The organism is Povalibacter sp. (genome assembly GCF_036735925.1).
Classification (GTDB): domain Bacteria; phylum Pseudomonadota; class Gammaproteobacteria; order Steroidobacterales; family Steroidobacteraceae; genus Steroidobacter.
Map to the genome: position 1 here is coordinate 1 of NZ_DAINNK010000022.1, position 14,879 is coordinate 14,879.

At 63.6% G+C, this 14,879-nt stretch carries 16 protein-coding genes; 14 read left to right on the forward strand and 2 right to left on the reverse strand.

Annotated features, from left to right (window positions below):
• Positions 1-136: 136 nt before the first annotated feature.
• Positions 137-877: a ComF family protein gene (locus V7D81_RS08940; protein WP_324315856.1), complete on the reverse strand. Its 741-nt coding sequence runs from the start codon at positions 875-877 to the stop codon at positions 137-139.
• A 132-nt stretch (positions 878-1,009) separates the two neighbouring features.
• On the opposite strand from V7D81_RS08940, the gene bioB reads away from it, so the two are divergent.
• The 8 genes from bioB (at position 1,010) to V7D81_RS08980 (ending at position 8,147) form a co-directional block, all read left to right on the forward strand.
• Positions 1,010-2,062, forward strand: coding sequence for a biotin synthase BioB (gene bioB, locus V7D81_RS08945; RefSeq protein ID WP_442958340.1), 1,053 nt, complete (start codon positions 1,010-1,012; stop codon positions 2,060-2,062).
• An 87-nt stretch (positions 2,063-2,149) separates the two neighbouring features.
• Entirely contained in the window at positions 2,150-3,031 is an 882-nt protein-coding gene (gene bioC, locus V7D81_RS08950) for a malonyl-ACP O-methyltransferase BioC (protein WP_324315858.1), read from the forward strand.
• Positions 3,032-3,316: 285 nt separating this feature from the next.
• Positions 3,317-3,862: a DUF2244 domain-containing protein gene (locus V7D81_RS08955; protein ID WP_324315860.1), complete on the forward strand. Its 546-nt coding sequence runs from the start codon at positions 3,317-3,319 to the stop codon at positions 3,860-3,862.
• 123 nt (positions 3,863-3,985) lie between these two features.
• Complete coding sequence (gene coxB, locus V7D81_RS08960) at positions 3,986-4,843, forward strand: cytochrome c oxidase subunit II (RefSeq protein WP_324315862.1); 858 nt, start codon at positions 3,986-3,988, stop codon at positions 4,841-4,843.
• A gap of 6 nt (positions 4,844-4,849) precedes the next feature.
• Entirely contained in the window at positions 4,850-6,472 is a 1,623-nt protein-coding gene (ctaD, locus tag V7D81_RS08965; RefSeq protein WP_324315863.1) for a cytochrome c oxidase subunit I, read from the forward strand.
• A gap of 16 nt (positions 6,473-6,488) precedes the next feature.
• Positions 6,489-6,614: a hypothetical protein gene (locus tag V7D81_RS08970; RefSeq protein ID WP_324315864.1), complete on the forward strand. Its 126-nt coding sequence runs from the start codon at positions 6,489-6,491 to the stop codon at positions 6,612-6,614.
• A gap of 4 nt (positions 6,615-6,618) precedes the next feature.
• Complete coding sequence (locus V7D81_RS08975) at positions 6,619-7,182, forward strand: cytochrome c oxidase assembly protein (protein WP_324315866.1); 564 nt, start codon at positions 6,619-6,621, stop codon at positions 7,180-7,182.
• A gap of 80 nt (positions 7,183-7,262) precedes the next feature.
• Positions 7,263-8,147: a cytochrome c oxidase subunit 3 gene (locus V7D81_RS08980; RefSeq protein ID WP_324315867.1), complete on the forward strand. Its 885-nt coding sequence runs from the start codon at positions 7,263-7,265 to the stop codon at positions 8,145-8,147.
• A 68-nt stretch (positions 8,148-8,215) separates the two neighbouring features.
• Here V7D81_RS08980 and V7D81_RS08985 read toward each other — a convergent pair whose 3' ends face one another.
• Positions 8,216-8,428 (reverse strand): twin transmembrane helix small protein, encoded by a 213-nt coding sequence (locus tag V7D81_RS08985; protein ID WP_324315869.1) that lies wholly within the window; start codon positions 8,426-8,428, stop codon positions 8,216-8,218.
• A 44-nt stretch (positions 8,429-8,472) separates the two neighbouring features.
• Between V7D81_RS08985 and V7D81_RS08990 the strand changes: the two genes are divergently transcribed.
• The 6 genes from V7D81_RS08990 to V7D81_RS09015 all read left to right on the forward strand — a co-directional run bounded on the left by V7D81_RS08990 (position 8,473) and on the right by V7D81_RS09015 (position 14,831).
• Entirely contained in the window at positions 8,473-9,198 is a 726-nt protein-coding gene (locus V7D81_RS08990; RefSeq protein WP_324315871.1) for an SURF1 family protein, read from the forward strand.
• A complete protein-coding gene (locus V7D81_RS08995; protein ID WP_324315872.1) occupies positions 9,195-9,806 on the forward strand; it encodes an SCO family protein in 612 nt (203 codons plus the stop codon). The genes V7D81_RS08990 and V7D81_RS08995 overlap by 4 nt, the downstream gene beginning before the upstream one ends.
• A gap of 456 nt (positions 9,807-10,262) precedes the next feature.
• Positions 10,263-10,850 (forward strand): hypothetical protein, encoded by a 588-nt coding sequence (locus tag V7D81_RS09000; RefSeq protein ID WP_324315874.1) that lies wholly within the window; start codon positions 10,263-10,265, stop codon positions 10,848-10,850.
• A gap of 69 nt (positions 10,851-10,919) precedes the next feature.
• Entirely contained in the window at positions 10,920-12,275 is a 1,356-nt protein-coding gene (locus V7D81_RS09005) for a c-type cytochrome (RefSeq protein WP_324315876.1), read from the forward strand.
• Positions 12,276-12,324: 49 nt separating this feature from the next.
• Positions 12,325-14,100, forward strand: a complete 1,776-nt coding sequence (locus tag V7D81_RS09010) for a cytochrome c oxidase subunit I (RefSeq protein ID WP_324315878.1) — start codon at positions 12,325-12,327, stop codon at positions 14,098-14,100.
• Positions 14,097-14,831, forward strand: coding sequence for a cytochrome c oxidase subunit 3 (locus V7D81_RS09015; protein WP_324315880.1), 735 nt, complete (start codon positions 14,097-14,099; stop codon positions 14,829-14,831). Before V7D81_RS09010 ends, V7D81_RS09015 begins: the two co-directional genes overlap by 4 nt.
• Positions 14,832-14,879 lie beyond the last annotated feature (48 nt).

Consider the following 14,879-nt stretch of genomic DNA (forward strand, 5'->3'; position numbering starts at 1 on the left):
GGCATGGCGATCTTCATCGGGATCGCGCTGGAGTATGTATTCCGGTAGCGGCGCCGTTTTCTTCTGTAGGTCAGGCTTCAGCCTGACTCCTTGGCGAGGCCGGCTGAAGCCGGCCCCACAGGAAGAGAAGAAGCCGTCACTTCATCCGTCCCGCTCTCGCCACCGCCCACACGTCCACCCGTCGCGCGCCTGCGCGCTTCAGCACTCGCGCCAGCTCGTTGACCGTGCTGCCGGTCGTGACCACGTCGTCGATGATGGCGATGTGCTGGCCTGGAAGTTTCTCGCGCAGCGCAAACGCACCGCGCACGTTCCGGCGACGCTGCGTGCGATCGAGCTCCGCCTGTTCGCGCGTGTGACGGATGCGTTCGACGAGGTCGGTGCGCACGGGCACTGACAGGCGACGCTCCAGCACGGCGGCGACCTCGATCGCCTGGTTGTAGCCGCGCGCACGGAATCGCGACTGCGCCAGCGGCATGGGGACGATGCAGTCGGGAAGCGCAGCGCGCCGGGTACGCACGCGATCGGCCAGCAGTTCTCCCAGTACGCGACCGTAGGCCACGGCGCCGCCGTATTTGAGCCGCTGGACCATCTGGTCGACTGGATATGCATAACGCAGTGCGCACAGCGTCGCATCGAAACGCGGCGGATGGCGCAGGCACGCGCCGCAGATCAGCGGACTCCTGGATATCCGTCGTGCGAGCGGTTCGGCACAGCGCGCGCAAGCGTCGTCGTTGACCGGCAGATCGGCCCGGCAGTCCGCGCACAGATCCAGCGCGGGGCTGGCGCCGCGCGCGCTGCACAGGACACAGGTCGCCGCATTCCATTCGCCCGCAAGGCGGACGATGCGCCGCGACAGCTTCCGTATGACGTCTACCATTTTCCAATCCGTTGGTTGACAGCGACTCGGACGGCTGGAAATACTTGCCGCCCCAGCCGCACTCTGCCTGTGAGTCATCGGCCTCGGGCGCCGCATTTCTGTTCACTTCTGCCGGAAACCCAAGGATTCCTCATGACCACCGCAGCCGATCTGAAAGCCATGCGACTCGGCGAAGTGCGCACGGACTGGCGGCTGGAGGACGTGCGCGCCCTGTTCGCACTGCCGTTTGCGGATCTGCTGTTTCATGCGCAGCGCGTGCATCGCGACAACTTCGATCCGAACGAGGTGCAGATCAGCACGCTGCTGTCGATCAAGACGGGTGCCTGTCCCGAGGATTGCGCCTACTGCTCGCAGAGCATCCGTTTCGAGACCGGACTCAAGTCCGAGCCGCTGCTGAATCTCGACGAGGTGATGCAGAAGGCGCGCACGGCCCGCGCCAACGGCGCCACGCGCTTCTGCATGGGCGCGGCCTATCGCAGCCCGAAACCGAAGCAGCTCGCGCAGATCATCGAGATGGTGAAGGGCGTGCGCGAACTCGGCATGGAAACCTGCGTGACGCTCGGCATGCTGAACGCGCAGCAGGCGCAGGACCTGAAGGACGCGGGCCTCGACTACTACAACCACAACCTCGACACGTCCGAGTCCTATTACAAGGAGATCATCACGACCCGCACCTACCAGGATCGTCTTGACACGCTGCAGGCCGTGCGCGATGCCGGCATCAAGGTGTGCTGCGGCGGCATTCTCGGCATGGGCGAATCGGAGCTGGATCGCGCGCAGCTGCTGCACACGCTGGCCACGCTGCCGCAGCATCCGGAAAGCGTGCCGGTCAACCAGCTCATGCAGGTCGCGGGCACGCCGCTGCACGGTTCGAAGAAGGTCGAGCCGCTCGAATTCGTCCGCACCATCGCCGTTGCGCGCCTGCTGATGCCGCGCTCGCATGTGCGCCTGTCGGCCGGCCGCTCCGACATGAGCGACGAAACGCAGGCGCTGTGTTTTCTCGCCGGTGCGAACTCGATCTTCTACGGCGACAAGCTGCTGACCACGGAAAATCCGGACGAAAACCACGATCTGGGGCTGTTCGAAAAACTCGGCATCCGCCGGGAAGAGGTGGCGTCCGCACCGGCACGCTGCGAGCGCCGCGCAGACCATCGGAATCTTCCTGTAGGTCAGGCTTTAGCCTGAGTGTTTTCAGGCCGGCTGTGACCGAAGGAAATCCCGCGGGAAAGCCGGCCCCACAGGCGGAAACTCTGATCCTGTATCGTGCCGGCCATGCCGGCCCCGCGTTCCGTCGACGAATACTTTCTGGACCCTCGTCTCATCCGCCGCGCCTTCGATGCGGCGGCAGCGACATTCGACTCGGCGGCCGTCGTTCATGCAGAGATCCGCACGCGCCTGCTCGAACGGCTCGATGTCGTTCGTCTCGATCCGTCGCTGATCGTCGATCTCGGCGCGGGCACCGGGCACGGCAGCCGGGCCTTGCAGGATCGCTATCCGCGCTCGCAGGTGCTGGCCATCGATCTGTCGACGCGGATGCTCGTCGAAGCGCGGCGCCAGCAGCGCTGGCTGCGACGTTTCCGGCGCACCGCCGCCGATGCCGCGCGGCTGCCGCTGCGCGACGCCGGCGTGGACATGGTCTTCAGCAACCTGATGCTGCAGTGGTGCAATGACCCCGATGCGATTTTCAGGGAAACCCGTCGCGTGCTGCGGCCGGGCGCATTGCTGACGTTTGCCAGCCTCGGTCCGGACTCGTTGCGCGAACTGCGCCGCGCGTGGGCGGCAACCGATGCGCACGTCCATGTGCACCGGTTCATCGACATGCACGATCTGGGCGACGCCTTGATGCGGGCGGGATTTGCAGAACCGGTGATGGACACGGAACGGCTGACGATCACTTATCCGACGGTGGATGCACTCCATCGCGAGTTGCAGGACAGCGGCTCGGCAAACCATGCCACGGGACGCCCGCGGGGCTTGAGCGGCAGGGCGGCCAGAGAGCGATTCGCGCAGAACATCGAGGCGGCCCGCGTCGACGGCGTGTTCCCGGTCACCCTCGAAGTCGTCTATGGCCACGCCTGGGCGGGAACGAGCCACAAGGCGCGCGATCGCGGGGAATTCAGGGTCGGTGTCGAGGCCATCGGCCGACGCTCGTGATTCAGTAAAACTGAATCAGAGTCGCATACTTCCGGCATCTGCCTGGACCTTCACCAGCTTTAACTGAACATTCAAACCACCGGTGAAGCGTTACGCCAGGAACTGGCGGAGCCGGAATCCGACACGTCTGCGAAGGACGCTCCTTCGGTCACTCGCGGCCTCCGCGAACTGCCGAAAACTCCTTTCCCATCCGTGATTTGTGCGTTGCACGGCGGGTACTTGGCCGCTAGCATAGCGGCCCCGTTCCGGGCGCCCGCGTCTAGCCAGCCACTGCCCGCCAATCCGATGAATCCAGGCATCGCCCAAGGGATCGCCATGGAGCCTTCGCTGGCTCCGCCCGCCCCGATCCTCGGCGCGGATGGGGTGCGCCGGTTCGAGCTGCGCCCTCGCTGTTCCCTCACGCCGCGAACCGCACGACTGTTCATCGCCAGCATGGCCGCCGGGTCGTTCACTGTCGCCGGTTTCTTCGCACTGCAGGGGTTCTGGCCGATCCTGCCTTTCGCGGGTGCGGAAATCGCACTCCTGACGTGGGCCGTGCGCGCGTCGATGCGGAAAGGCCAGGAGCGGGAAACGATCGCAATCACTGATGAAACGGTGTCCATCCACAGCCGCACGGCGCAGAACGAGCGGCGTTCGGTATTTCCTCGTCATTGGGTGAAGGTTAAACTCCACGCCCCGCTGACGGCGCTGCATCCCAGCCGGCTCATTCTCGAGTCGTCCGGCCGCGCCTGCGAAGTGGGCAGGTTTCTCACAGAAGACGAGCGCCGCGGACTCGCGGTGCGCCTCAAGCAACTGGTGGGGAATGTGAATGAGTCACCCGCGCTCAGATGAAACTGGGTCGTGGGGCGTAATCGCGGGCGGACTCCGGAAGTTCATTCGCGACTGCGGACTTTGCGGTACCGCCTTGTGCGGACTGGCAATGCATAGAAAGAAGTAACGGGAGCATTGGCGACAATGTCGAAGATTCTGAAATACGCCGCCGCCGGCGCCGCAGCGTGTCTGCCCACCGGGGCCGCGCTGGCCGCCTGGGAACTGAACATGCCCGTCGGCGTGACGGAGCTGAGCCGGGACATCCACGCGCTGCACATGCTGATCTTCTGGATCTGCGTCGTCATCGCGGTGGCGGTCTTCGGCGTGATGATCTACTCGATCATCAAGTTCCGTCATTCGCAGGGCGCCGTGCCCGCCAAGTTCGATCACAGCACGCGCGCCGAAATCATCTGGACCATCATTCCCGTCGCCATCCTGGTCGGCATGGCCATCCCGGCCGCCGAGACCCTGATCCGCATCGAAGACACCCGCAATTCGGAGCTGTCGATCAAGGTCACCGGCTATCAGTGGAAGTGGCAGTACGAATACCTCGAGCAGAAGGTCGGCTTCTTCTCCACGCTGTCCCGCGACAGCGACGCTGCCCGCCAGCTGCACTCGGGCATCGATCCCGACACCGTCGAACACTACCTGCTCAACGTCGACAAGCCGCTGGTCGTGCCGGTCGACACCAAGGTCCGCCTGCTGCTGACCTCCGCCGACGTCATCCACGCCTGGTGGGTGCCGGCGTTCGGCATGAAGAAGGATGCGATCCCGGGCTTCGTCAATGAAATATGGTTCAAGGCGGAAGAGACCGGCGTGTATCGCGGCCAGTGCGCCGAGCTGTGCGGCCGCGATCACGGCTTCATGCCGGTCGTGGTCGACGTGAAGTCCAAGGAAGACTACGCAGCGTGGCTTGCGGCACAGCAGGGCGGCGAAGCGGCCCCTGCAGCGGCACAGACGAACGAGAGCGCAATGGCCACGGCCATTGCCCAGGCGGAGTAAGAGTTCATGAGCACGGCACACACTCACGAAGCGGCTGGTCACCACGGCCACGGCCACAGTCACGATGGCGCGCACGACGATCACGGCCCGGCCAAGGGCTGGCGTCGCTGGCTGTACGCGACCAATCACAAGGACATCGGCACGATGTACCTGGTGTTCAGCCTGACGATGTTCTTCATCGGCGGCGCCATGGCGATGGTCATCCGCGCCGAGCTGTTCCAGCCGGGCCTGCAGCTGGTCGATCCGATGTTCTTCAACTCGATGACCACCATGCACGCGCTGGTCATGATCTTCGGTGCCGTCATGCCGGCGTTCGTCGGTCTCGCCAACTGGATGGTGCCGCTGCAGATCGGCGCGCCCGACATGGCGCTGCCGCGCATGAACAACTTCAGCTTCTGGATCATGCCGTTCGCGTTCGCGCTGCTGCTCGCCACGCTGTTCGTGCCGGGCGGTGCGCCGGCCGGCGGCTGGACGATGTATCCGCCGCTGGTGCTGCAGAACGGCACGTCGTTCCCGATGCTGATCTTCGCCGTCCACCTGATGGGTGCGTCGTCGATCATGGGCGCGATCAACGTCGTCGTGACCATCATGAACATGCGCGCTCCCGGCATGTCGCTGCTGAAGATGCCGCTGTTCGTGTGGAGCTGGCTGATCACCGCGTACCTGCTGGTCGCCGTGATGCCGGTGCTCGCGGGCGCCGTGACGATGCTGCTGACCGATCACTACCTCGGCACGACCTTCTTCCAGGCGGCCGGCGGCGGCGACCCGGTGATGTTCCAGCACATCTTCTGGTTCTTCGGGCATCCCGAGGTCTACATCATGATCCTGCCGGCGTTCGGCGTGGTCTCGGAGATCATCCCGACGTTCTCGCGCAAGCCACTGTTCGGCTATGACGCGATGGTGTACGCGACGGCGTCGATCGCCTTCCTCTCGTTCATCGTGTGGGCGCACCACATGTTCACCGTCGGCATGCCGCTCGCCGGCCAGCTGTTCTTCATGCTGGCGACGATGCTGATCGCCGTGCCGACGGGCGTGAAGGTGTTCAACTGGACTGCGACCATGTTCAAGGGCTCGATCAGTTTCGAACCGCCGATGCTGTTCGCGCTGTCGTTCCTGTTCCTGTTCACGATCGGCGGTTTCTCCGGCCTGATGCTCGCGATCGTGCCGGCCGACTTCCAGTATCACGACACGTACTTCGTGGTGGCGCACTTCCACTACGTGCTGGTGCCGGGCGCCGTGTTCGGCATCATGGCCGCGGTGTACTACTGGCTGCCGAAGTGGACCGGCCACATGTACAGCATGAAGCTCGCCAAGTGGCACTTCTGGCTGTCGACCATCTTCGTGAACGTGCTGTTCTTCCCGCAGCACTTCCTCGGTCTCGCCGGCATGCCGCGGCGTATTCCGGACTACTCGACGCAGTTCGCCGACTGGAACATGATTTCGTCGATCGGCGCCTTCGGCTTCGGCCTGTCGCAGCTGCTGTTCGCCTACCTGGTGTGGAGCACTGCGCGCAGCGGCGCGAAGGCTTCCGACAAGGTATGGGACACGGCAGCGCCGCACGGCCTGGAATGGACGCTGAGCTCGCCGCCGCCGTATCACAGCTTCGAAGTCGCGCCTGAAGTGAAGTAATTCCGGATTCGCAGCCATGGCAGCCGAGATCAACGAAGCCGATCGCAAGCGCGGCATCCGCAGGACAGCCCTGTGGACGTCGCTGCTGGCGCTCGCGTTCTACGTCGGATTCATTCTGCTGGGCGTTCTGAATTCGAGATGAGGCATTGAGCACCCGGAAGCAAAACCGTTCGCTGGCACGCAGTCTGTGGATCTTTGCCGCAGGCAGCTTCGCGTTCGGCTTTGCGCTGGTGCCGCTGTATCGCGTGCTCTGCGACGTGACGGGTTACGGCGATCGTTCGCAGCTCGAACGTGCCGCCGAGGTCACCGAGGCGCCGGTGCTGGATCGTGAAGTGACCGTGGAATTCGTCTCGGCCGCGCCGACTTACGGCGACTGGGAGTTCCGGCCGGAAGCGGGCAGCATGAAGGTGCAGCCGGGCCGGCTCTACGAGGCGAAGTTCTACGCGAAGAATCTGCGCTCGCGCGAGGTCACCGCGCTCGCGATACCGAGCGTGGCGCCGCTGCAGGCGACGCAGTACTTCCGCAAGACCGAATGCTTCTGCTTCACGCCGCAGCACTTCGACGGCGACGAGGGACGCGACATGAGCGTGCGTTTCATCGTCGATCCGAAGCTGCCGGGCAACATCGATCGCGTCACGCTGGCGTATTCGATGTACGACGCGCCGCCGAAGGTGGCCGCGCAGGATGGGGCGCCGAACCCCGCAAGTTAGGCTTCGGCATGGAACTGGATCTGGCTGGTAGCTGATCGCTGGCTGCCAGGGGCTTTCGAAAACCGAGAACTGCAACGACTATGGCTCACGCACACACTTCGCACGCGCCGGCGGACAAGTACTACGTTCCCCACAGCAGCCACTGGCCGATCTTCGGCTCGGTCTCGCTGTTCACGCTCATGAGCGGCGCGGCGCTGTGGCTCAACCATGTGGCCGCCGGTCCGTGGATCACGACGCTCGGCCTGATTCTGCTGATCGTGATGTTCGCCGGCTGGTTCGGCAACGTGATCACCGAAAGCGAGAACCGCTTCTACAACGAAGCCGTCGACCGCTCGTTCCGCATGGGAATGATGTGGTTCATCTTCTCGGAAGTGATGTTCTTCGCCGCGTTCTTCGGCGCGCTGTTCTATGCACGGCAGTTCTCGATTCCGTGGCTGGGCGGCGAAGGCGTGAAGGTCTTCACCAATCTGCTGCTGTGGAACAACTACGAGAACGCCTGGCCCACCAACGGTCCTGAAGCCGTCGGCGGCGATTTCGAAGTCATCCCCGCGCTGGGCCTGCCGGCGATCAACACCGCGCTGCTGCTGACGTCCGGCGTGACGATCACGATTGCGCATCACGCGCTGAAGGCCGGCAACCGCAAGGTGCTGAACATCTTCCTGGCGGCGACCTTCCTGCTCGGCTTCCTGTTCGTGTTCCTGCAGGCCGAGGAATACATGCATGCCTACCACGAGCTGAACCTGACCCTGCACAGCGGCGTGTACGGCTCCACGTTCTTCCTGCTGACGGGCTTCCACGGCTTCCACGTGACCGTCGGCGCCATCATGCTGACCGTCATCTGGTTCCGTTGTCTGAAGGGCCACTTCACGCCGACGCATCACTTCGCGTTCGAAGGCGTCGCCTGGTACTGGCACTTCGTCGACGTGGTGTGGCTGATCCTGTTCGTGTTCGTGTACTGGCTCTGATCTTCGCTGTGGGGGCGGGCTTCAGCCCGCCCTGGGCCGGCTGAAGCCCGTCCCACAGCAGGATCGGTCTAGCGACCGATTCCGTGCGGCTGAATCAGCCCCTGCGACCAGGCGATCAGCAGCAGGATGAACAGGCCCACGGACAGCGCGACTCGTACGGTCAATGCCTTGACCATCTTCTTCGAGTCTCCCTTGTCGTTCATCATCTGATACAGCGCCGAGCCGAGGCTGAACACGATGCCGGCCAGGCAAGCGAGGATGAAGATCTTGATGATGGGCATGATGAGCGGCGACAGCAGGAAAGGGCGGCGATTATAACGTGGGCATGTCCATCGCCGGCCGCCGCTTTTCTCCCTCGATTTTCGCCACGGTGCTCGTGGTCCGGTGCGTGGCCGGGTTCATCCGCCTCGGTCTGTGGCAACGGCACCGGGCCGCGGAAAAGGAAGCTTTGATCGGGCGCTACGGCAGCGGCGGGGAAACCCCCCTCGAGCTGACCGCCGCGACTGCCGGTTCATTGCCGCAGTATCAGCACGTTCGCGCTGCGGGGCACTACGACACGACGCACCAGATCCTGCTCGACAACATGCCTTCGCAGCACGGTCAGCCCGGTTATCGCGTCGTGACGCCGTTCGAACTCGCCGCAGGCGGCACGTTGCTGGTGGATCGCGGCTGGGTGCCGATGGGCAGGACGCGACAGGATCTGCCTTCCGTCGCGGTCGACACGCAGTCGCGCGACATCGCCGGGCGCTACGATTCGCTGCCGCGTCCCGGCATCGCGATGTCAGCGAAGGATTCCACCGACAGCGCCTGGCCGCGAGTGCTGAATTATCCGCAGCAACAGCAGGTCGAAACGGCTCTGGGGCGACCGGTGCTGCCCGGTGTGCTGCTGCTGGATGCGGAGCGCCCCGACGGCTACGAGCGCGCGTGGCAGGCGCGTTTCCAGTTCGGGCCGGAACGACATCTGGCGTATGCGGTGCAATGGTTCGGCCTCGCCACCGCCGCCATCGTGATTTATCTGATCGTGAGTTTTCGACGGGAACAGCATCGATGAATGACTTGCCGGAGCAGACCGCTCCCCGCTCGCGCCGTCAGGCGTGGATCCTGGTCGTGGCCTTCTTTGCGCCATTGGCACTGGCTTTCCTGCTGTACTACGGCGGCTCGCATTTCGGCAGCGGCGCGTGGCGACCGGCCGGCAGCACGAACAAGGGCGATCTGATTCATCCGGCGCGGCCGTTGCCGGCGTTCGAGCTGACGACGACGGCCGGCACGAAACTCGATCTCGCGGGCCTGCACGGCAAATGGAATGTCGTCTTCATCGGCGACGGCCAATGCGATGCGCGCTGTCGCGAAGCGCTGGTGCTGATGCGTCAGACGCGGCTCGCGCTCAACGACGACATGACGCGAGTGCAGCGCGTATTCCTCGTCACCCGCGACTGCTGCGATCGGGATTACCTGGCGACGGAGCACGATGGCCTGATGGTCGCCGCGCTCGACGACACCAATCAGCCGCTGCTCGCGATGTTTCCCGACGTCGGGCAGGGACGCATCTACATCGTCGATCCTCTCGGTAATCTGATGATGAGCTACGGCCCTGATGCACCGCAGAAGGGCCTGCTCGAAGACCTCAAGAAGCTGCTCAAGCTTTCGCATATCGGTTGATTCTCCCCCCTGTGGGGCCGGCTTTAGCCGGCCTCTCTAAGGAGTCAGGCTAAAGCCTGACCTACAAGCCTGACCTACAGAAGAACCCGGGCGCGCGCATTCGGTTTTCGGCGCTGCGATAGGGGTTTTTGCCGCTTCCCTTCCCAAGCGCAAACTTCGTGTGCGACACTCGCCGCGACCTCACCCGTGGACGACTCAACGTGGCGAAGTCAACGAGAGACCGCTCGACCGGGCTTTTCCGGCCGGGAAACGCTCCTGATGAATTGACCGCAGCGATGCAATGACGCATTCCGATCGGTCCGCCCGATAGATGGTCAGTTTCCGGCAGGAGACTTCCGGGAAAGCGCGAGCCCAGGTGATGTCGTGGTGATCTCGTCGTTCGATGCTGAACAAAGAGAACGATTGCCGAGGTATTTGCCGAACTTAATCTGACCTGTTGCGAACCCGGGGGAAGCCATGAAGTGTCTGTACTTTCTGTCGCCCAGCCTGACCTGCACTCACGACGTGTCCGATGACCTGCACGAGGTAGGTATCAAGGATTTCTACCTGCACGTCATCAGTCGCGACGAATCGGGCCTGAGGAAGCAGCACATCCACTCGAGCAACTACCTGGAAACGCTGGACGTGGTTCGCGACGGCTTCATCGGTGCGGCCCTTGGCTTCCTCATCGGCGTGCTGGGCATCCTCGCGCTGATGTACTTCAAGCCGTTCGGGGCCGACGTCGTCGTACCGACGTTCGTCTATGTGATCCTGGTCGGCGCCGCCACGCTCTTCGGTGCGTGGGAGGGCGGCCTCACCGGCATCGCCAGCGAGAACAAGAAACTGGCGCGCTTCCATGAAGACATCGAGTCAGGCAAGTACCTGATCCTGGTGTACGTGCGCAAACATCAGGAAGACGCCGTGCGCCGCATGATGAAGGAGCGTCACCCCGACGCCGAACTGGCCGCGGTCGACTCGCACTTCATCAATCCGTTCAGCAACGTGGCGCGCATGACCAATCCGCCGCAGCCGCAACACCCGGAGGTCAAGAGCACTCCGGTCTGAACTCCACCGAGATCCCCCCGAGATCCCATCAGGCCGCTCCAGGGACTGGCACGAAAGAAGGATCCGAACATGGCGATTGCGATTGCGTTGATCCTGCTGGTCGTCGGCACCGTCCTGTTCCATTTCCTGAGTCCCTGGTGGTTCACGCCCATCGCCTCCAACTGGCAGATGATGGACGAGACCGTGAACGTCACCTTCTGGGTGACGGGTATCGTCTTCGTCGCGGTGAACCTGTTCCTCGCCTGGTGCGTGGTGCGTTACCGGCATCGCAAGGGCGGCGACAAGGCGCACTACGAGCCTGAGAACAAGAAGCTCGAGTGGTGGCTGACCGGCATTACCTCGGTCGGCATCGCCGCGATGCTCGCGCCGGGACTGGCGGTGTGGGCGAAGTTCGTCACCGTGCCCGACGACGCCTCGGTCGTCGAAGTGCTCGGACAGCAATGGACCTGGAGCTATCGCTTCCCCGGCAAGGACGAGAATCTCGGCAAGACCGACATCCGCCTGGTCAGCATCGACAATCCGTTCGGCATGGATCCGCAGGATCCCGCCGGACAGGATGACGTGCTGGTCGCCAGCCCGCAGCTGCACCTGCCGCTCGACAGACCCGTCAAGGTCCTCCTGCGCTCGAAGGATGTGAACCATCAGTTCGCGGTACCGCAGTTCCGCGTGAAGATGGACATGGTGCCGGGCATGGTCACCTATTTCTGGCTCACGCCGACCCGCACCGGCGAATTCGACGCGCTGTGCGAACAGCTCTGCGGCATCGCCCACTTCGCGATGCGCGGCCGCGTCGTGGTCGATGAACAGACGGCGTTCGACAGCTGGCTCGACGCACAACCGACGTACGCCGCGACGCAGGCGGAAACGGCAGGCGATGCGCAGGCCGGACAGACGCTGTTCGCCACCTGCACCGCGTGTCATGGAACACAGGCCGAAGGCAATCGCGAACTGAATGCGCCGAAGCTGGCAGGGCAGGGCAAGTGGTATCTCGTGCGCCAGCTGCAGGATTTCCGCAAGGGCGTGCGCGGTACTCACCAGTCCGACACTTACGGCCAGCAGATGGCGCCGTTTGCGACCCTGCTCGCTGACGACAAAGCGGTGCGCGATGTCGTGGCGTACATCGCCTCACTCCCGGAAACGCGGCCCGCACCGACGGTGCTCGGCGATCCCGAACGCGGCAAGTCGCTCTACACGACGTGCTCGGCCTGCCACGGCACCGACGGCCAGGGCATCTGGGCCACGAACGCCCCGCGTCTGTCGAACATGAGCGACTGGTACCTGCAGCGTCAGATGCACAACTTCCGCGAAGGCATTCGCGGCAAGCATCCGCAGGATTTCAATGGCGCGCAGATGGCATCGATGGCACGCGTGCTCGCCGACGAACGGGCGATCAACGACGTGCTGGATTACATACACACACTCTAGAAGAAGCCGCTGAGCGCTGGCGAGCAGCGGCTCAAGAGGAAATTCGACCATGGCCTACGTGGCAATCGCCGATCGCGATCACGAACACGAGCTGCACGATCCGCACTCGTGGATCCGCAAGTACGTGTGGAGCCAGGATCACAAGGTCATCGCGATCCAGTACGCCGTGGTGGCGACGGCGATCGGGCTGGTCGCGCTGGTGATGTCGGTGCTGATGCGGCTGCAGCTCGGCTTTCCCGACACGTTCAAGCTCATCGCGCCGGAGCACTACTACCAGTTCATCACCATGCACGGAATGATCATGGTGATCTACCTGCTGACCGCGCTGTTCCTCGGCGGCTTCGGCAACTACCTCATTCCGCTCATGCTCGGTTCGCGGGACATGGTGTTCCCGTACATGAACATGCTGAGCTTCTGGTTCTACCTGCTCGCGGTGCTGATCCTGGTCGCCGGCATGTTCGTGCCGGGCGGACCGACGGGCGCAGGCTGGACGCTGTATCCGCCGCAGGCCATCCTGCCCGGCACGCCCGGCGTGACGTGGGGCATTCTGTGCATGCTCGCCTCGCTCGCGGTGTTCATCATCGCGTTCACGATGGGCGGCCTGAACTACGTGACGACGGTGCTGCAGGCGCGCTGCCGCGGCATGACGTTCATGCGCATGCCGCTGTCGGTGTGGGGCATCTTCACCGCCTCCATCCTCGGCCTGCTCGCCTTCCCGGCGCTGTTCGTGTCCGCGATCATGATGGCGCTCGACAGCACCATCGGCACGAGCTTCTTCCTGCCGGCCGTGAACTCGATGGGCGAGAACCTCAAGTACAGCGGCGGCAGTCCGCTGCTGTTCCAGCACCTGTTCTGGTTCTTCGGCCACCCCGAGGTCTACATCGTCGCGCTGCCGGCCTTCGGCATCGTCTCGGACCTGCTCAGCACGCACGCACGTCGCAACATCTTCGGCTATCGCATGATGGTGTGGGCGATCCTCGCGATCGGCGTGCTGAGCTTCGTCGTGTGGGCGCACCACATGTACATCAGCGGCATGAATCCCTATTTCGGATTCTTCTTCGCGACGACGACGCTGATCATCGCGGTGCCGACCGCGATCAAGGTCTACAACTGGGTGCTCACCATCTGGAAAGGCGACGTGCACCTCACGGTGCCGATGCTGTTTGCGATCGGCTTCATTTTCACGTTCGTGAACGGCGGCCTCACCGGCCTGTTCCTCGGCAATGTGACGGTCGACGTGCCGTTGTCCGGCACTTACTTCGTCGTTGCACACTTCCACATGGTGATGGGTGTGTCGCCGATCATGGTGGTGTTCGGCGCGATCTATCACTGGTATCCGAAGATCACCGGCCGCATGTTCGACGAGACGCTCGGCAAGGTGCATTTCTGGGCGACCTTCCTCGGCACGTATGCGATCTACCTGCCGATGCACTATCTCGGCATTCTCGGCGTGCCGCGTCGCTACTACGCGTATGGCGACAGCATCAGCTTCATTCCGGAATCGGTACACCTCGCGAATGAGTGGATCACGATCTCGGCGGTGATCGTCGCCGCCATCCAGCTCGTGTTCCTCTACAACCTGATCTGGTCGTACTTCCGCGGCGCGAAGGCCGATCCGAATCCCTGGCGCGCCACCACGCTCGAATGGCAGACGCCGGACACGCCGCCGAAGCACGGCAACTGGGGCAAGGACCTGCCGGTGGTGTATCGCTGGGCCTATGACTACAGCGTGCCCGGCGCAAAGGAAGACTTCATCCCACAGAACGTGCCGCCCAGCAGCGACACGCCGGCCGGTCACGATCACGGACACGGAGCAAAGACGTGAGCCTGACGGTTGCCTACAGCGCGCTGATCACCGGCATCCTGGTCTGGCTGGTGCTGGTCACGCGCTTCCGCACGAAATCCTGGGAGCCGCTCGGCGTCACCGCAGAAATCGACGGTCAACGTTTCCCGCCGCAACGCGTCGGCCTGTGGGTCTTCCTGGCGGTCGTGACGTCGCTGTTCGGACTGTTCATCGCCGCCTTCTTCATGCGCATGGGCCACGACGTCGTCGCGCCGGACTGGAAGCCGTTTCCGGAGCCGATGATCCTGTGGATCAACACGGCAGCACTGATCATCGGCAGCGTCGCCATGCAATGGGCGCGTTCTTCGGTCGCGAAGGGCGATGCCGTCTCGACGCGTCGCGCCCTCATCGTCGCCGGTGTAATGACGCTCGCCTTCCTGGTCGGTCAGGTGCTGGCCTGGCGGCTGATGATCATGTCGGGCTATTTCCAGCCGTACAACCCGGCGGTCGCCTTCTTCTATCTATTGACGCTGCTGCACGCGCTGCATGTGATCGGCGGAATGGTTGTGTGGGCGCGGATGCTGCTGCGCATGCGCGCCGTGAACGCCGCACCGCCCGCGACTGAAGCCGTCGACGTGCGCCGCCGCTTCCGGCTCAGCGTCGAACTCTGCACCGTGTACTGGCACTACCTGCTGTTCGTATGGCTGGTGGTGTTCGCATTGCTGCTTACGCATTCGATCGACAGCGAGTTCGTGTTCGACAGGTTGTGTTGAGTGTGAGTGACGAAAGTCACGGGGGTCACGAAAGTGACAAGGGCCTCC